The following is a 17,599-nucleotide window of genomic DNA, read 5'->3' as shown; positions in this document are numbered from 1 at the left end:
TTTTTATCCTTCAAATTTAAAATCAACTGAATATCTAACACTTTTTCCATTTGGTGGAATTGGATATGGAACTCCTCTTTGAGTATCTAAATATGATTTTAGAGCCTCATTATAACCCTCATCGCTAGATGCTTTTTGTATTTTATAATCAAACTTTCCATTTTCATCAACTATTATTATTACTTTTGCTAAAACTTTTGTATCTTGAGATATTGGAGCCCCTGCTTGCAAAATTTCATAAATTTTACTTGCATAATCATCACTTTTATCTCCTTTTGCAGAGCTTTTAAGCTTTGAATCTGTTGCCGTTTTTTCATCTTCTAATAACTTATCAATTTTTATATTTGATGATTTTTTCTCTTTTTCAAATTTAGATTTAAATCTTTTGGGGTCAATAGATTTTTCAACATTATTAACCTCTTCTTTTACAACTTTATTTGATGTTTCTTTAACATTTGCAAATAAAGATTTTAAATCTGGTTTTTTTTCGTTTGAAGCTGAAGTAGATTTTTCAACAACTTCTTCTTTTACAATTTTTTCTGTTTTTCTTTCAACCATTTTTTTTTCTGCTATCTCTTCTATCATATCAAGTTCTATAGTAGTTGAGCTAGGAGTTATATTTATACTCTCTTTCATTGGAGAAAAGATATAGTACATAACTAAAAAACATATTAAAAAATAGATAAAAAATGCAATAACACCTGAAATAATAAATGAAGAATTATTTTGCATTTTTATCCATCTGTTACTAAAGCAACTTTGAAGAAACCAGCTTCTTTAACTGATTTTAGAACATATATAATATCATCATACTTCAAGCTCTTGTCTGCTCTTATATGTATTGGAGTGTTTTGGTCTTTCCCTTTTGAAAAGAGCAAAAAGCTATCTGCAAAATTTGATATTTCAATCTTATTTTTATTTAAAGTAACATTTCTATCTTTTGTAATAATAATATCAATTTTAGCAACATCTTGAGATTGTTGAGATTTACTTCCTGTTGGAAGATTTATAGGCTCTTCAAACTCAATAACAGGTGCTGTAACCATTAAAATTGCAAGAAGCACAAGCATAATATCAACCAAAGGTGTAATATTTAAATCTGGTTTTTGATTAAAATCAAACAATTTTTACCCTTTAGCTACTATTATTTCAGCCTGAGCTTTCAAATAGATATTTAATTCATATATTTTTCTTGAAATAATTTGGTGGAATGTATAAGCAAATATTGCTACAAAAATACCAGCAGCAGTAGCAACTAATGCTTCACTAATAGCTGGAGCTATAATTGAAAATGCAACTTTTGATTGATTTGCAAATTTTGCAAATGACTCTAATATTCCAATAACTGTTCCAAAAAGCCCAATAAACGGAGAAGTTGATGATATAATAGCTAACCACGATACACCAGTGCTTGCATCTTTAATAATATTTATCTCACAAGCATGTAAAATCTCTTTTGAAGCAACTCCATTTGAACACTGAGTTAAAAGGGAAAATGGAGAAAATTTTGATTGACTTGTTGTTAAAATTTCTAAAGATCTTTTTTCATTTGCTATTAATCGGTTTAATGCATTATTTCTATAAAAGAAAATCCAAAAAACAACTATCGTATAAACTGACAATAGCGCTAAAACTATGTAAGTTATAGCGCTACTATTTGCCAAATAATTTAGTAATGTAGAAATCATATATTTTTATGCAAACGAATTAATTTTTGCTTCAACTGCAGCCATTGATACTTTTGAATCTTTAACTGAGTTTACTAACTCTTTTGCTGCTTCAATATTTTTTGAAATTTCTGAATCTTTTCCACCTGTTAATGCAATAGCTCCATCAACTAATACATCAACAGATTTTTCATCTACCTTAACATGTCCCCAATTTATAGCGACAGCTTCAGTAGAATCGATTTTTTCAATAATAATTACACCAACACTAAGAGTTGATACTAATGATGAGTGACCAGGTAAAACCCCAAACTCTCCCTCTTTTCCAGGGAGAGTTACAGTTTTAACATCACCATTAAATATGCTACCTGTTGGAGTAACTATTGATAATTTAATTGTATCCATACTATAACCCTTTATGGTTTATTTCATTTTCTCAGCTTTTGCAATAACTTCATCTATTCCACCAACCATATAGAATGCCATTTCAGGAACATGGTCATATTTACCATCTAAAATTCCTTGGAATCCTGCTATTGTATCTTTAAGCTCAACATATTTTCCAGGACTTCCTGTAAATACTTCAGCAACGAAGAATGGTTGAGATAAGAATCTCTCAATTTTTCTTGCTCGTGCAACTACAAGTTTATCTGATTCTGATAACTCATCCATACCAAGAATTGCAATAATATCTTGTAAATCTTTATATTTTTGTAGAACTGATTGAACACCTCTTGCAGTGTTATAATGTTCATGTCCAATAATATCAGCACTTAAAATTCTTGAAGTAGAATCTAGTGGATCAACCGCTGGATAAATACCTTTTTCTGCAATTTTTCTATTTAAAACTGTAGTTGCATCAAGGTGAGCAAAAACAGAAGCTGGTGCTGGATCTGTTAAGTCATCCGCTGGAACGTAAACAGCTTGAACTGAAGTAATAGAACCTTTAGAAGTAGATGTAATTCTCTCTTGTAATTTACCCATCTCACTTGCAAGTGTTGGTTGGTATCCAACAGCTGAAGGAATTCTTCCTAAAAGTGCTGACATTTCAGAACCTGATTGTGCAAATCTAAAAATATTATCAACGAACATAAGAACATCAAGTCCTTTTTCATCTCTAAAGTACTCAGCCATTGTAAGACCAGTAAGAGCAATTCTATTTCTAGCACCTGGTGGTTCACTCATTTGACCATAGCACAGTGCAACTTTATCAAGAACGTTTGAATCTTTCATCTCATGATAAAGGTCATTTCCTTCTCTTGTTCTTTCACCAACTCCAGCAAATACAGAGTAACCTGAGTGTTTAAACGCAACATTATGGATTAATTCCATAATAATAACTGTTTTTCCAACTCCAGCTCCACCAAATAGTCCTACTTTTCCACCTTTTGAATATGGTGCTAAAAGGTCAACTACTTTGATACCTGTTTCAAACATCTCTGTTTTTGTTGATTGCTCTTCAAAAGCAGGAGCTGATCTATGTATAGACCATCTTTCAACATCTGCAGGAATAGGAGCACCTTCGTCAACTGGTTCACCAATAACGTTAAAAATTCTTCCTAAAACTGCTTCACCAACAGGAACTTTAATAGGACCTCCTGTAGCTATACACTCTTGACCTCTTGTCAATCCATCTGTCATATCCATAGCAATAGTTCTTACTCTACTATCACCAATATGTGCAGCAACTTCTAATACTAATCTATCTTTAGTTTTATCGTCTAAAGTAACATCAATAGCTTCGTTTATTTCTGGTAAGTACCCGTCGAACTCAACGTCAACGACTGGACCCATTACCTGAATAATTTTACCTTTCATATAGGGCTTCTCCTTATTAAATTATTTTAATGCTTCAACACCACTAATAATCTCTATTAGCTCTGTTGTAATTGCTGCTTGTCTTGCTTTGTTGTATTCAACTGTTAAACTATTTACTTTCTCTTTTGCATTTTTACTTGCAGCTTCCATAGCCTGCATTCTAGCACTGTGCTCAGCTGCTAATGAGTCTATTAGTGCATAATACATATTGAAATCAATATATTTATCAGTTAATTCTTTCAAAACTTCATCATCATCATCTGGTTCAATATTTAGCATAGAAGTAGTTTCAGTTATTTCAACTTTTTCTAAACCAACTGGCAATATCTCTTTTACTCTAATTTCTTGAGTTAGCATATTTAAAAAACCATTATAAACAATTATCACTTTATCAGTAAGTTCGTTTTTAAAATCTTCAACAGCAATTTTTATATAATTAGATGCTTTTTCATAAGTTGGAGCTGATGATAAATCAATAGCTTTTTGCTCAAGAGTTTTACCTTGGAATGAAAAGAATTCAACTCCTTTTTTTCCAGCAGCTCTTAATCTTACTTTTGCACCTTTTGCTTCATATTCACTTATTAACTTACTAACAGTTTTAATTGTTGCCACATTAAAACCACCACAAAGTCCTTTATCGGCAGTTACAAAAACAATATCAACTGTTTTTGGAGTTGAATTTTGAACAAATTCTCTACCAATATTTCCATCATCTTGAACTTTGCTAACTCGTGCTGCAATATCAGAAAGAACTTCATTTATCTTTCTTGCATAGCTTCTTGATTGCTCAGACAATTGTCTAGTTCTCGTAAGTTTTGCAGAAGATACAAGCTTCATAGCTTTTGTAGTTTTCTGAGTATTTTTAACACTATTTATTTTTATTTTTATCTCTTTTAAGTTAGCCATAGACTAGTCCTTAGTTTGCATTAAATACAGTTTTAAACTCTTCTAATGCAGCTTTTAATTGCGCTTCTGTATTATCATCAATTTTTTGACTTGACTTAATTGCATCTAAAATATTTGAATATTTTTGCTCAATAAATGGATGTAATTCATTTTCAAATCTTACAACATCTTTAACCGCAATATCATTTAAGTACCCTTTAGTACCAGCATAAATAATTACAACTTGTTTTTCAATAACAAGTGGTTTATTAACACCTTGTTTTAAAACTTCAACCATTCTTTGTCCAAGCTCTAACTCTCTTCTTGTTGCTTCATCTAGATCTGATGCGAATTGTGCAAACGCTTCAAGCTCTCTATATTGTGCAAGTGAAAGTTTAAGTGTACCAGCAACTTGTTTTGTAGCTTTAATTTGTGCAGCTCCACCAACTCTTGATACTGATAAACCAACATTAATTGCAGGTCTAATACCTGAGTTAAATAGGTTAGTTTCTAAGAAAATTTGTCCATCAGTAATTGAAATTACGTTTGTTGGAATATATGCAGCAACGTCTCCAGCTTGAGTTTCAATAATTGGTAGCGCAGTCATTGAACCAGCACCTTTTTCATCACTCATTTTTGCAGCTCTTTCAAGTAATCTTGAGTGTAGGTAGAATACATCTCCTGGATATGCTTCTCTTCCTGGAGGTCTTCTTAAAATTAACGACATCTCTCTATATGCAACTGCATGTTTTGATAAATCATCATATATAATAAGTGCATGTTTTCCATTATCTCTGAAAAACTCACCAATTGTAACACCTGTATATGGTGCTAAAAATTGAAGTGTTGCAGAATCAGCAGCTGATGCATTTACAACAATTGTATAATCCATAGCTCCAGCATCTTCTAATGTTCTAACAACAGAAGCAACTGAAGATGATTTTTGTCCAATTGCAACATAAATACAAATAACATTTTCACCTTTTTGGTTAAGAATTGTATCAATAGCAACAGTTGTTTTACCAGTTTGTCTATCACCAATAATAAGCTCTCTTTGCCCTCTTCCAATTGGAACTAATGCATCAATAGCTTTAATACCAGTTTGTAGTGGTTCGTGAACAGATTTTCTTGACATAATTCCAGGAGCTTTTTCTTCAACATATCTTGTTTCAGTTGAATTAATTGCACCTTTACCATCAATTGGTTCACCAAGAGCATTTACGACTCTTCCAACTAATGCCTCACCAACTGGTACTTCAAGAAGTTCTCCCAATCTTTTACAAGAAGTTCCTTCTCTAAGACCAGTACCCCTACCAAGAACAACAATACCAACTGAAGACTCTTCTAAGTTTGCAGCCATACCTTTTTCGCCGTTCTCAAACTCAACCATCTCACCAGCCATAACATTTTTAAGACCGTAAACTTGAGCAATACCATCTGCATAAGATATAATCTTACCAGTTTCGTTTACATCTACATTTAATTCAAAGTTATCAATTCTCTCTTTAATAATCGAACTGATTTCATCTGCTTGAATTTTTGCACCCATTCAAATTCTCCTTTATAAGTTCTAAACTGCTTTTAAAATATGATTAATTAGCTGAGTTTTTAATCTATCTTTTGAAAAAGATATCTCAACACCTAGCCCATCTATATCAACTTTAATACCATCATAATCGCACACATTTTGTGACAATGAAAGTTTTACATTAAATTTTTTACTAAATTGTTCTTCTATAGAAGATATATAACTATTTGATAACTCTTTATTTGTATAAACAGTTCCAATATAATTACTATTCATCTTTGCGATTTGAGTTTTTAACTCAAAAGCTATTTCAGGAATAATATCTAATCTTCTTTTTTCACCAAGTAATTTAATAAAGTTTTCTAAACTTTTATCTGCTTTATCAATTAAAGATAAAACAAATTTAGTTTTTTCAACTTCACTAACATCAGAAGATGCTAAAATAGACTTAAATTTATCACTTTTGAAAGCTTTTGAAACTTCATTTAATTTCTCAGAAATCAAAGTAACATTATTTAAATCTCTTCCATCAACCAAAGCTTTTACATATCTTTTTGCTACTAAATCTTTCATTACGCTACCCTTTTAAGAACAATATTTACTAACTCATCTTGAGATAGTTTAATATTTTCTGAATTCAACAGCTCATCAAGTATTTCAGCAACAACTTGTTTTTTAGCTTTAGAAATTTCAACTTTTATCATTTCATCTAAATTTTTACTTAAATTTGCAATATCTGAATCAATAGACATTGAAACTTTTTGTTTAATATTTTCAATATCAGATTTTGCACTTTCAATTATTTCAGCAGAAATCTTTTTTGCATCCTCTAATTTTTTTCGAGCTTCATCAACTCTATCTTTAGAAGCTTTCAAACTATCTTGAACTTTATCTAGTTCAGATTGAATTCCTAAAGTTCTATTAGCAAAAAATGCTTTAATTTTATCAGCAAGTAAATACCATAAAATCGAAGCAAATATAATAAAATTAACGGTTCTTTGAACTATATCATAGTTCGTTTCCGCACCTTCGCTTGCAAATAATGCAACTGGAACCATAGCCATAGCTACTAGTAATAGTACTCTTTTCATTATCACTTCCTATATTGAACTAAGCTTAGATTTTAAGCTTTCGTTAAATTGTGGCATTGATGACAATAAAGAGGCTCTTAATGCTTTCGTCTCATCTTGTAAACTTTTAGCAAATTCAGCAGATTTTGCTTCTAAATTTAATTTAGCACTTGCAAGTTTAACATCAGCACTATCTTTTGCTTCCTTATAAGCTTGCTCTCTAATAGCAGCTGCTTCTCTTTTAGCTTTTGAAAGCAAATCATTTGCTTCTGCTAAAAAACCATCTACATCAGCACTATTTGACTTTGAATCTTCCAAATCTTTTTTGATTTGAGCAGATCTTTCATCCATATGTTGAAGTAGAGGCTTGAAAAGACAACTGTTTAGCCTAGCAACCACCAAAAGAAAGATGATACCAGAACTAAGCAATAGTACAGGACTTATGTCTAACATTCATTCCTCCATATTTTTACAGTTTAGTTTAACTAAAACGTTTTTATTTTATCAAATTTATCTATAAATTTATATTAAAATGGTTAAGAATATGGATTTTTTTATTTTATTGTATCTTAAAGTAACTACTTATCTTGTCTATATCTTCTTGAGAGTTAAATTCAATTTTGATTGAATTTTTATCTATTTTAGCTTTGATTTTATCATTTTTTAGAAACTCGGTAAATGATTTGAGATTACTAATATTGTAACTATTTGTAACTTTTTCTTTTTTTGGTTTTGAAACATCTTTCTCTTTTAAATCTTTTATTAATTTTTCTGTTTCTCTTACAGAAAGTTTTTGCCCAAGAATAGTATCACAAATCTTTTTTTGCTCTTCAGTTGTTAATCCTATCATCATTTTTGCATGACCTGCACTAATTTTATCTGTAGCTAAAAATTGTTGTACATATGAACTTAATTGTAATAATCTTAAAGTATTTGTAATAGAAGTTCTACTTTTAAAGACTTTTTTTGATAGCTCTTCATGAGTAATATTGTGTTCATTTAGTAGTTGCGCATAACAAAAAGCCAACTCAATAATATTTAAGTCATCTCTTTGAATATTTTCTATTAAAGCTAATTCTCTTAATTTAAGTTCATCTTCATTTACTATAATTGCTTTTATCTCTTCTATATTTGCTAGTTTATGGGCTCTTAATCTTCGCTCTCCAGCTATTAATGTATAAGTTCCATCTTCATCTTCAACTACAACAATCGGTTGCAAAAGACCATGCTCTTTTATAGAATAACTTAGCTCTTGAAGCTTTTCTTCATCAAAAATCTTTCTTGGCTGATTTGGATTTGGCTTAATTAAAGATACTTCAATTTTATTAATTCCATTATTTGAGTTTCCAGCAGATTTACCATAAGCTGTCTCTACTTCACCTAAAAGTTCTCCTAATCCTCTTCCTAATGCCATCTTATTTTCCTCTTAAAAAAATTTAACCAATAATTGCTTTTGCTAAGTTTGTATATGCTTTTGTACCAATAGATGTTGTATCGTAAAGCATGATTGGTTTCCCAAAACTAGGACTCTCTGCTAATTTAACATTTCTTGGAATTACAACATATGAGTCATCATCTATTTTAAATAGTTTATTTTCAAAGTGTTGTGCCAAATCTGCAAAAACTTGTTTTGATAAATTGTTTTGAGCAGAATACATAGTTGGTAAAAAACCTTTTATTTGAAGATTTTTATTTATAGTTTGTTTTACAAGTTTTATTGTATTTAAAAGCTGTGCCAAACCTTCAAGAGCAAAAAACTCACACTGAATTGGTATTAAAACAGAAGTTGAAGCACCTAAAGTATTTATTGTAATTGGTCCTAAAGCTGGTGGTGAATCAATTATTATATAATCATAATCAGCTTTAACTGTATCAATTTTTCTTTTTAATACAAGCTCTCGCTCTTTAGTGTTTTTGTAAAACTCTTTTTCTATTCCTACAAGACCTATGTTTGAAGGTGCTACTTTTAAATTTTCTATTTCAGAATCCAAAATAATCTCTGAAAGTTCTTTTGTTCCAAGCATTACATGATAAATATTATATTCATATGTATCTCTGTGAAAACCTAAAGAAGTTGTAGCATTTGCTTGTGGATCTGCATCTATTAAAAGAACTTTTTTACCATCTAGAGCTAATGCAGCACTAAGATTTACAGCAGTTGTAGTTTTTCCTACTCCGCCTTTTTGATTTGCTATTGAAATAATTTCTGTCATCTTAAACTAAACACCTTTTTGTTTTCAATTTGTATAGAACCATCGCTATTTAAAATAGCATCTTCAAGTGAAACTTTAATACCATCAACAGTTGCTTGAAAATTTTTAGAATGCATAAATTCTATCTTAAAAAGACTAAAAATTTGCTTCCATGAAATTTTCTTTTCTATATCAATAAAATATAAATTCAAAACATCATCAATATCAACCTTTATATCAAGCTTTCCAAAATTCTCATCTACTTCAATAAGATTTAAACCTATACCGCAAAATAGTAAATCTTTATTTGTAGAAGTTATTGCTCCACCAATTTTTCTGTTTTCAATATAAAAATCATTTGGCCACTTTAAAAATAGTTTAGAACCTTTTTTCGCCAGAATATCCTTTAAAATATATGTAAAATATATACTAGCACTTTGAAGTGGTAAATCTTTTGGTAAATCTTCCTTACTTAGAACAAATGAGAAAAAAAGATTTCCATCTTTTCCAATCCAAGAGTTCCCTCTGCTTCCAACTCCTGCTGTTTGTATTTTTGAAGTTACACATAGTGGATTTTTATAAGTATTTTTTTGTATATACTCTTTTAAATAGCTTTGTGTTGAATTAACTTCATTTAATCTTATAATTTTCATTTGAGGATTATATATAATTAAAGTAGAAGATTATATTAATTATAATCAAAACTTTATTTCAAAAAAAGGTTTTTTTATGTTAGACCCAGTTTTACCAATAGCTATATATTTACTTTTTGGTTATTTATTTAAAATTATTTTTCAAGATAATTCAAAACAGCTTGTAGATTTTATTATATATTTTTCTCTTCCTGCAATAGTTTTTTCAAAAATATATCCACTAGCACTAGATACAAAAATTTTATGGCTTATTCTCATGTTTATGGGGATAATATTTTTTAACCTATTTTTATCATATGCTATTGGAAAAATGATGAAATTAAGCAGGGTTACACTTGCTACTTTTATGATTATGGCAACTTTTGGAAATACTTCTTTTATAGGTTTTTCATATATTGATGCTTTTTATGGTCAAGATTATATTGTTTATGGAGTTATTTATGATATTTTTGGTTCTTTTTTACTTTTAGTATCAGTTGGAATGATTATTATAACTTGGGGAAGTGGAAGAAAAAACTCTGTTTTAAATATATCAAAATCAATATTTTTATTTCCACCAATGATAATGTTTATAATAACAATATTTGCAAAAAACTTTGAAATACCAAAATTTCTAATCTATACTTCACAAAATCTTGGCTCAACATTAGTTCCTATTGCTATGATTGCTATTGGAATGAAACTTGAATTAAAACATATATTTTCAAAGTTACATATTGTAACAGTTGCAGTTGTTTTAAAAATGCTTATAGTGCCAATTATAGTTTTATTTATATTTAAATATTTTTATGGAATCGATGAAACATGGGTAAAAGTAACAATAATAGAAGTTGCAATGCCACCAATGACTATGGCTGCTGTTTTAGCTATAAAAGGTGGATTAGATGAAAAAATTGCTATAAACTCTTTGGTTTTAGGTGTTATTTTAAGTCTATTTACAATTACTTTGTTTACTTCATATTTAGCTTAAGATTTAAAAATAAATCTTAAGCTGCTTTTTCACTCATTCTTAATTGTTTATATGAATTTTCATGAGCGTTTATCTCTTCAGCACTAGCTTTTCTTCTGCAAGATAAATAACCTTTTGTTCCTTCACTTGTGATTGTTGGATAAACTGTTGCAAATACCCAATAGTAGTCTCCATCTTTAGTAGCATTTTTTACATATCCTGTCCAGATATTACCTTTTTTAACAGTTTCCCATAAATCTTTAAATGCAGCTTTTGGCATATCTGGATGTCTTACAGTATTATGTGGTTTGCCTATTAACTCATCAATTCCATATCCAGCGATTTTACAAAAATCATCATTTGCAAAAAGAATTGTCCCTTTTTCATCTGTTTCACTTACTAAAAAAGCATAATCATCTAAAACTATCTCTTTTGACATAATATTTTTCCTTTAATTACTTTAATAAAATTTAATTTAATTTTTTTAATTGATTTATTCCAAATTTAAGAATATATATATTTTATAAAATTTGTAAAATTGTATAACAAAACCTTTTAAACTGAAATAAACAGTAAAATTAGCTTAAAATATCTCCTACAATTAATCTTTTACCTTTTATATATTCAACACTACTTATAGAATTTTTCGAGGGGGCCTGCAGAATTCTTATTTTTAAACTACCTTTTTTACAAGCAACAACAATATAATCTTTTGTTATTTCTAAAATCTCTCCAGCAATATTTTGTGAACTATCTTCAATAAATTCTATATCTTTTAATTTAAGCTCAGATTTTAAAAAAACTCCTGGCCAAAAAGAGTAAGCTTTGTATTTAGAAAAAAGATTTTTTGAACTATCAAAATCTACTTCACCATCATCTTTTTTAATTTTTTTACAAAAACTAGCACTTGAGTCATTTTGTTTTATAGCTTTAATATTTTCAAAATTATCTAAAGTTGTAATTGTAAGTTTAGATGCTAAAGTTGAAAGTTTAGTAAAAGCCTCATCAACTAATATATTTTTATCATTTTTAAGATATGAATATCCTAATATATCACCACAATCAAGCCCCTCTTCCATAAGCATAGAAGTAACTCCCAAATATTCATCATCATTTAAAATACCTTCTTGAATAGGACTAGCTCCCCTATAATTTGGCAAAATAGAAGCATGAAGATTTATACAAGGAGCCAGACCTAAAATCTCTTTTGGTAAAATCTGTCCATATGCAGCAACAACTATAAAATCTGGTTCTAACTCTTTTATAGAAATATAAGCTACAAGATTATCTTTTAGTTTTTTTGGTTGTAAAATAGGAATATTTATATTATTTTCAAGGCAATATTGTTTTATATGAGGAGGAGTTAAAACTTGTTTTCTACCAACTGGTTTATCTTCTTGAGTAAAAATTCCTATAACTTCATAATTCTTGTTGCTTAAAAGCTCTTTTAAAATCTCTGTAGCATAAGATGGTGTTCCCATAAATAAAACTTTTTTACTCAAAATATTCTCCTTATTTTTTAAAAATTGTTCCACTTTTATGATTATTATGAACTAAAAAATCATAAGCATTTGTTAAATCGAAACCACTAGTTAAATACATTGGAATATCTTTTTGCATTAAAAAATCAGCAGCTTTTAGTTTTGTAACTATTCCACCTGTTGCAAATTTTGAGTTTGCACTAGGTTTTTTCTCAAGCTCATCTTGTGATATTTTATTTATTATTTTTTGAATTTTTGCATCACTAAATTCTCTTGGATTTTTATCATAATATCCATCGATATCTGTCAAAATAACTAAGATATCAGCTTTAAAATAGTGTGTTATATAAGCTGCCAGCTGATCATTGTCACCAATTAGTTCTTCAGTTGCAATAACGTCATTTTCATTTATAATAGGAATTACACTATTTTGAAGTAATATTTCCATAACATTTTTTGCATTTTTAGATCTTTTTCTTGAATCAAAATCATCTGCTATAAATAACATTTGAGCAATAGTAATACCAAACTCTTCAAACATCTCTTGATAAGTTTTCATCAATTTTGGTTGACCAATAGCTGCTAAAGTTTGTTTATTTGCTAAAACTGTTTTATCAAGTTTTAATTCTGTATAACCAGCTCCAACAGCTCCTGAGCTAACTAAGATTACTTCTAATTTTTTATCATTTTTTAGTATCGAGATTAACTTCACTAAATTTTTCATTCTTTGTAAAGCTAGCTCTTCACCTTGAGTTAAAACAGCAGTTCCAACCTTGATAACTAATCGTTTCATTTACTTTCCTAGCATTGTGTATAGGGCATACTTTAATGGATTTATATTTGTTTTATCCAAAGATGATATTGGTAAAACAAAATATGGTTTACTACTATCTTTTTTTTCAAAAATTAAATCTTGAACAAAATATGGTAAATTTGTATCAAATTTATACTCATTTGATTTAGAAGCTTCAAGATTTAAAGCTTTTAAAAACTCTTCTATATCTTTTTGTAAATCTTCACCATAATAAGCATCAATTTTACTCAAAACTATTGCAAAATCTCTTTGTGATAGCTCTTGTGAAAACTTCACTAGCTCTTCTTTTAAAACATTGTATTGATCAATCATTGCTCTATGGTTCGCAACATCTATTGTAAACAAAAGTGTTTTTGTTCTTTCAATATGTTTTAAAAACTCTAATCCAAGCCCTTTTCCTTCACTTGCACCATCAATAATTCCAGGAATATCAGCCATTACAAATGAACTATAATCACCAACATTTACAACTCCTAATTTTGGAGTCAATGTTGTAAACTCATAGTTTGCTATTTCTGGAGTTGCATTTGATGTAACAGATATTAAAGTAGATTTTCCAACATTTGGATAACCCACAAGTCCAACATCTGCAATTAGCTTAAGCTCCAATCTTATATTTTTTGTAATACCTGGAAGTCCTGGTTGAAAATATGTAGGTCTTTGATTTCTCGAATTTTTAAAGTGAACATTTCCAAGCCCACCTTTTCCACCTTCAATAAATAAAAATTTCTCACCATCTTTAAGCAAATCATATAAAACTTCATTTGTATTATCATCTATTATTTGTGTTCCAGGAGGTACTGTTAAAATAAGATGTTCTCCAGATTTACCAGTTTTTTGTCTTCCCATTCCTGGTTGACCTTTATCAGCTTTAAAAACTTTTTTTCCTTTATAAAAAGATAAAGTATCTGTATTGCTATCTACAACAAAGTAAACATCACCACCTTTTCCTCCATCTCCTCCATCAGGACCACCTTGAACAACAAACTTTTCTCTTCTAAAAGATGCACAACCTTGTCCACCTTTTCCACTACTTGCACTAAATCTTGCACTATCTATAAACACAGTTTTCCTTTATAAATAAAAAAAGGGTGTATGGCAAAACATACACCCTTTTTCAAAAAAACTAAATCTCTTGCTTACGAAGCGTAAACAGAAACTTTTTTTCTTTTTTTATCTTTAATTTCAAATTTAACAACACCGTCAATTAAAGAGTATATTGTATGATCTTTTCCCATACCTACATTATTTCCTAAGTGAACTTTAGTTCCTCTTTGTCTAATAATGATATTTCCAGCAGTTACTACTTCACCACCATATTTCTTAACACCAAGTCTTCTACCAGCTGAATCTCTATTATTCTGAGTACTACCCTGACCTTTTTTGTGAGCCATTTTATCTCTCCTTAAATTTTTTTAATGCTTAAGCAGCAATTTTTGTAATTCTAATTTTAGTGAAGCTTTTTCTAAAACCTCTTTTTAACTTAGAATCTTTTCTTCTTCTTTTTTTGTAAATAATAACTTTTTTATCTCTATTTACACCTGTTCCGTCTAAAACAACAACTGCTTCAACTTTAGCATTTGCTACATCAGTTCCTATTTTTAGCTCACCATTGTTAACTGCAAGCACATCAGTAATTTCTAAAGTCTCTTTAGCAGCTTTACCAGTGTAATCAATATTTATAATATCACCTTCTGATACTTTATACTGTTTTCCACCACATTTGATAATTGCGTACATCTTTTCATCCTCTTCTTGTTTATAAGCATAACTAGGGTTGTCTTTTTATACTAATTTGCATTTTTCGAACGGGAATAATATCTAAGATTTTATTAAACTTTCTTTAAAGGGATATTGGAGTTTTGTATATAAAACAAATTTAATTAATACAATCTTCCATCTTTTACATATTGGAAGATGATTTTATATATTAGTATTTGCTACAAAGATTTACTAATATATAAATAAAAGGTACGGGATTAAACTCAAAAACTAGCGATAAACCAAATATATTATTTAAAACAGATAACTGGATTAACTATATATTTAATTTTCATTATCTAAATGTTCAGCCTCATGCATTTCTAGCATAAAATTTATTTTTCCATAAATTTCTTCAGCTTCTTTATCATTTAGTTGATTATTATCAATTGTTTTTAATATAGTTTGAAGTTCTTCTACAAAATATTCCATATCTTTTTTTGCTTCTAAATCATCTTCACTTGAACTATTGTTTTTTATCATTTCATCTAATTCATTTAAAAAAGTTTTAGATTCGGGAATCATTATTTTTTCAATAATATCTTTTAATTTCATTTGTATAGTAATCAAATATTGTCCTTAATTTTTAAAGTTTCGTATTGTACAAAATAAATCCTATAAAAAGTGCTTATATCACTTATATTTTGTTTATATAAAAAATTATGAAGTTACAATTTTTTTGTATATATTATAGCTGAGCATAAACATGGAGGTTTTCCACAAGCTGTACAATCAAAGTTGAATTTAAGGCTATCTTCTTTCCAGAACTCTTCAATTATAAACTCTTCTTTGAATCCTTCTTTTATAGCTAATCTTTTAATATTAATTTGATTTTTATTTTCTAGCATCAATTATAGTATGTAATATTATGTATAAAAAATTAATTTTTTTTTATAAACTAAAGTAGTTTAATTTAATAACTCAACTTTCGCACATAAAACCTAACTGTTTTTTAGTGTAAACCCTTAGCATTAAGATGATTTGTTCTAAATCTTTATTTCTCTTGACAATTTGAGTAGATTCAATCAATTGTTCTAATATTTTTAGAAACAGTTCCATTGAAATTGCTAGGGTTTCTAGTTGACACTCTAGATCTCTAAAAAGCTCTCCTAATGTTTGTGGTTCATTATTGATACGATTGATATAGCTTGTAAGATTATAAGCAAAGAAAGATAGAGTAATCCTAGCAACGAGTGCCTCAAAGATTCTATTTTCTTCTTTTCCAAATTGAAAATACTCTCGTAAATCTTTATATCCTTGTTCAATATTCCATCGTTTTTTATAGGTATTTATAATTCCTTCAATTATTTACAATTTTCTCTAAATTGTTATTTTAATTAACTGAATTAATTTGTGTCTATATTTTCGGGGTCATTCCAAACAATATGTATCATGATTATTTAATTTCATTAGAAGAATATATAATTGATGGTTTAAATAGATTAATTAACAACTACAAAGAAAATGCTTCTTATGCTGTTTATAAAGAAAGTGGATTTTCTAAACATGAAAGGTATGAAGTCTTTTGTAAATTATTAGATAAAATTTTATTTGAAAATAAAACAACTATTCATGTAGATTATATTAATGAAACAATAAAAAAATGTAATTATGACTTATCAGAAAAAGCTTTTTCAAGAATAAGAGAAGATGTTATTAGAGTTTTATTATTAAGTGGAATTATAACTGGCAGAAAATCTAACAATATGTATCCAATTATAACAATAACAGATAGAGAATACAGAATGAATTCAATTACAAAAATAAATGCTATAAAAGATATTTTAGGTCCAATATCTAAAATAAAAGAAGAGAAAGATATCTCCATAACAAATAAAAAATTAATTATGGATATATTTAATTTTAGTAAATAATTATTTGTTATTCACCATTTTTATTACAATGATTTTTAGATATACTATCCTAAATGAATGGTAATGGATCACGATGTTATTAAAAAAGAAAGAACTTACGAAATTAAAAAAATATGCTGAAAAAGAACTTAATAATAAAATAGAGAAAGTTAAGTTTTTTTCACTTGATACTATAACCAATGAAATAGACAAAATTCAAGAATCATATGAAAATGAAGATTATACTTTTTTTGCTGATCTTGCTGATAGTGTTATTTTTGAAAATATTAGTGAAGAATATAGAGATGATTTTTCATCTGAAGATCATAACGAAAATATTTTAGAATTAGCAAAATTCATAACACAAGATTATATTATAAAACTTAAAATATTAATCAAAAATAATTATGTAGTTTTAGATAGTGAAAAAAATACTTTTGAACAAATTGAAAGAATTAATCTAATAAAGGAAAAAAAATATCTTACATCAGAAGAAGTTTCTTTGATATATCAAATTAAAAAAGATAAATTATTAGACCTAAGAACAAAAAAAATGTTGAAATACTTTCAGATAGAAGATAATGCAAAAGTTCTTTTTAATAAAAAGGATATAGAAGAGTTCATGAGAAAATACACTTTTTAGTATACAAAAAAGTATATAACTCTAAAAATATACTCTCCAAAATCACTATTTTATGGGATTAATATACAAGAAGAATATTATCATCTTGATACTCTTCTTCTTTAAAATCTTTTATAGCTTCGATTTTTGTTTTGTAGTTTTGAAAAGAAGCCCATCTTAGAGCTACTAGTTTTTCATCTTGTTTGAAAGTTTTTAAAACACTTTTTTGAAATATTGACAATTTTTAATCTCCCCTAAAAATAAATATATAATGATTTAATTTTTTAACTATTTTTATTTAGCATT

General features: G+C 28.2%; 26 protein-coding genes. 3 read left to right on the top strand and 23 right to left on the bottom strand.

What is annotated here, in order from left to right:
• Positions 1-3: 3 nt before the first annotated feature.
• The 13 genes from CJ670_RS02605 to CJ670_RS02545 form a co-directional block, all read right to left on the bottom strand.
• Positions 4-732 (bottom strand): TonB C-terminal domain-containing protein, encoded by a 729-nt coding sequence (locus tag CJ670_RS02605; protein ID WP_105938734.1) that lies wholly within the window; start codon positions 730-732, stop codon positions 4-6.
• A gap of 2 nt (positions 733-734) precedes the next feature.
• Positions 735-1,124: a biopolymer transporter ExbD gene (locus CJ670_RS02600; protein ID WP_105910982.1), complete on the bottom strand. Its 390-nt coding sequence runs from the start codon at positions 1,122-1,124 to the stop codon at positions 735-737.
• A gap of 3 nt (positions 1,125-1,127) precedes the next feature.
• Positions 1,128-1,688, bottom strand: a complete 561-nt coding sequence (locus CJ670_RS02595; RefSeq protein ID WP_105910983.1) for a MotA/TolQ/ExbB proton channel family protein — start codon at positions 1,686-1,688, stop codon at positions 1,128-1,130.
• A gap of 6 nt (positions 1,689-1,694) precedes the next feature.
• Complete coding sequence (gene atpC, locus CJ670_RS02590) at positions 1,695-2,072, bottom strand: ATP synthase F1 subunit epsilon (protein WP_105910984.1); 378 nt, start codon at positions 2,070-2,072, stop codon at positions 1,695-1,697.
• An 18-nt stretch (positions 2,073-2,090) separates the two neighbouring features.
• A complete protein-coding gene (gene atpD / locus CJ670_RS02585) occupies positions 2,091-3,485 on the bottom strand; it encodes a F0F1 ATP synthase subunit beta (protein WP_105910985.1) in 1,395 nt (464 codons plus the stop codon).
• Between the two features lie 21 nt (positions 3,486-3,506).
• Entirely contained in the window at positions 3,507-4,391 is an 885-nt protein-coding gene (gene atpG, locus CJ670_RS02580; protein WP_105910986.1) for an ATP synthase F1 subunit gamma, read from the bottom strand.
• 10 nt (positions 4,392-4,401) lie between these two features.
• Entirely contained in the window at positions 4,402-5,919 is a 1,518-nt protein-coding gene (atpA, locus tag CJ670_RS02575) for a F0F1 ATP synthase subunit alpha (protein ID WP_105910987.1), read from the bottom strand.
• 21 nt (positions 5,920-5,940) lie between these two features.
• Positions 5,941-6,471 (bottom strand): F0F1 ATP synthase subunit delta, encoded by a 531-nt coding sequence (locus tag CJ670_RS02570; protein WP_105910988.1) that lies wholly within the window; start codon positions 6,469-6,471, stop codon positions 5,941-5,943.
• Complete coding sequence (locus CJ670_RS02565) at positions 6,471-6,989, bottom strand: F0F1 ATP synthase subunit B (protein WP_105910989.1); 519 nt, start codon at positions 6,987-6,989, stop codon at positions 6,471-6,473. The genes CJ670_RS02570 and CJ670_RS02565 overlap by 1 nt, the downstream gene beginning before the upstream one ends.
• Positions 6,990-6,998: 9 nt before the next feature.
• Positions 6,999-7,421, bottom strand: a complete 423-nt coding sequence (locus tag CJ670_RS02560) for a F0F1 ATP synthase subunit B family protein (protein ID WP_105910990.1) — start codon at positions 7,419-7,421, stop codon at positions 6,999-7,001.
• Between the two features lie 106 nt (positions 7,422-7,527).
• Complete coding sequence (locus tag CJ670_RS02555; protein ID WP_105938733.1) at positions 7,528-8,382, bottom strand: ParB/RepB/Spo0J family partition protein; 855 nt, start codon at positions 8,380-8,382, stop codon at positions 7,528-7,530.
• A 22-nt stretch (positions 8,383-8,404) separates the two neighbouring features.
• On the bottom strand, positions 8,405-9,181 hold the full coding sequence (locus tag CJ670_RS02550) for a ParA family protein (protein WP_105910992.1): 777 nt from the start codon (positions 9,179-9,181) through the stop codon (positions 8,405-8,407).
• Entirely contained in the window at positions 9,178-9,813 is a 636-nt protein-coding gene (locus tag CJ670_RS02545) for a biotin--[acetyl-CoA-carboxylase] ligase (protein ID WP_105938732.1), read from the bottom strand. The genes CJ670_RS02550 and CJ670_RS02545 overlap by 4 nt, the downstream gene beginning before the upstream one ends.
• A 76-nt stretch (positions 9,814-9,889) precedes the next feature.
• On the opposite strand from CJ670_RS02545, the gene CJ670_RS02540 reads away from it, so the two are divergent.
• Positions 9,890-10,783, top strand: coding sequence for an AEC family transporter (locus tag CJ670_RS02540; protein ID WP_105938731.1), 894 nt, complete (start codon positions 9,890-9,892; stop codon positions 10,781-10,783).
• Between the two features lie 16 nt (positions 10,784-10,799).
• Here CJ670_RS02540 and CJ670_RS02535 read toward each other — a convergent pair whose 3' ends face one another.
• The 9 genes from CJ670_RS02535 to CJ670_RS11080 form a co-directional block, all read right to left on the bottom strand.
• On the bottom strand, positions 10,800-11,201 hold the full coding sequence (locus CJ670_RS02535) for a PAS domain-containing protein (protein WP_105938730.1): 402 nt from the start codon (positions 11,199-11,201) through the stop codon (positions 10,800-10,802).
• Positions 11,202-11,340: 139 nt separating this feature from the next.
• A complete protein-coding gene (fmt, locus tag CJ670_RS02530; RefSeq protein ID WP_105938729.1) occupies positions 11,341-12,264 on the bottom strand; it encodes a methionyl-tRNA formyltransferase in 924 nt (307 codons plus the stop codon).
• A 10-nt stretch (positions 12,265-12,274) separates the two neighbouring features.
• The gene (gene proB, locus CJ670_RS02525) at positions 12,275-13,036 is read right to left on the bottom strand and encodes a glutamate 5-kinase (protein WP_105938728.1); all 762 of its coding nucleotides are present in this window, start codon (positions 13,034-13,036) and stop codon (positions 12,275-12,277) included.
• Positions 13,037-14,122, bottom strand: coding sequence for a GTPase ObgE (gene obgE / locus CJ670_RS02520; RefSeq protein ID WP_105938727.1), 1,086 nt, complete (start codon positions 14,120-14,122; stop codon positions 13,037-13,039).
• 74 nt (positions 14,123-14,196) lie between these two features.
• Complete coding sequence (gene rpmA / locus CJ670_RS02515) at positions 14,197-14,451, bottom strand: 50S ribosomal protein L27 (RefSeq protein WP_105910999.1); 255 nt, start codon at positions 14,449-14,451, stop codon at positions 14,197-14,199.
• Positions 14,452-14,479: 28 nt separating this feature from the next.
• Complete coding sequence (gene rplU / locus CJ670_RS02510) at positions 14,480-14,797, bottom strand: 50S ribosomal protein L21 (RefSeq protein ID WP_105911000.1); 318 nt, start codon at positions 14,795-14,797, stop codon at positions 14,480-14,482.
• A gap of 306 nt (positions 14,798-15,103) precedes the next feature.
• Entirely contained in the window at positions 15,104-15,388 is a 285-nt protein-coding gene (locus CJ670_RS02505; protein ID WP_105938726.1) for a DNA repair protein Rad50, read from the bottom strand.
• Between the two features lie 98 nt (positions 15,389-15,486).
• Positions 15,487-15,666, bottom strand: a complete 180-nt coding sequence (locus tag CJ670_RS02500; RefSeq protein ID WP_105938725.1) for a hypothetical protein — start codon at positions 15,664-15,666, stop codon at positions 15,487-15,489.
• 73 nt (positions 15,667-15,739) lie between these two features.
• A complete protein-coding gene (locus CJ670_RS11080; RefSeq protein ID WP_425352265.1) occupies positions 15,740-16,111 on the bottom strand; it encodes a hypothetical protein in 372 nt (123 codons plus the stop codon).
• A 92-nt stretch (positions 16,112-16,203) separates the two neighbouring features.
• Here CJ670_RS11080 and CJ670_RS02495 point away from each other — a divergent pair, with 92 nt between their 5' ends.
• Positions 16,204-16,692: a hypothetical protein gene (locus tag CJ670_RS02495; protein WP_105938724.1), complete on the top strand. Its 489-nt coding sequence runs from the start codon at positions 16,204-16,206 to the stop codon at positions 16,690-16,692.
• Between the two features lie 73 nt (positions 16,693-16,765).
• Positions 16,766-17,314 (top strand): helix-turn-helix domain-containing protein, encoded by a 549-nt coding sequence (locus CJ670_RS02490; protein WP_105938723.1) that lies wholly within the window; start codon positions 16,766-16,768, stop codon positions 17,312-17,314.
• A 58-nt stretch (positions 17,315-17,372) separates the two neighbouring features.
• Here the strand turns inward: CJ670_RS02490 and CJ670_RS10785 are convergent, their stop codons facing one another.
• The gene (locus CJ670_RS10785) at positions 17,373-17,534 is read right to left on the bottom strand and encodes a hypothetical protein (RefSeq protein WP_165785167.1); all 162 of its coding nucleotides are present in this window, start codon (positions 17,532-17,534) and stop codon (positions 17,373-17,375) included.
• Positions 17,535-17,599 lie beyond the last annotated feature (65 nt).

It is taken from the genome of Arcobacter cryaerophilus gv. crypticus (genome assembly GCF_002993025.1).
GTDB classification, from domain to species: Bacteria; Campylobacterota; Campylobacteria; order Campylobacterales; family Arcobacteraceae; genus Aliarcobacter; species Aliarcobacter cryaerophilus_B.
Note: the sequence above shows the minus strand (reverse complement) of the source record. Positions and strands in the feature narration are given on the sequence as shown.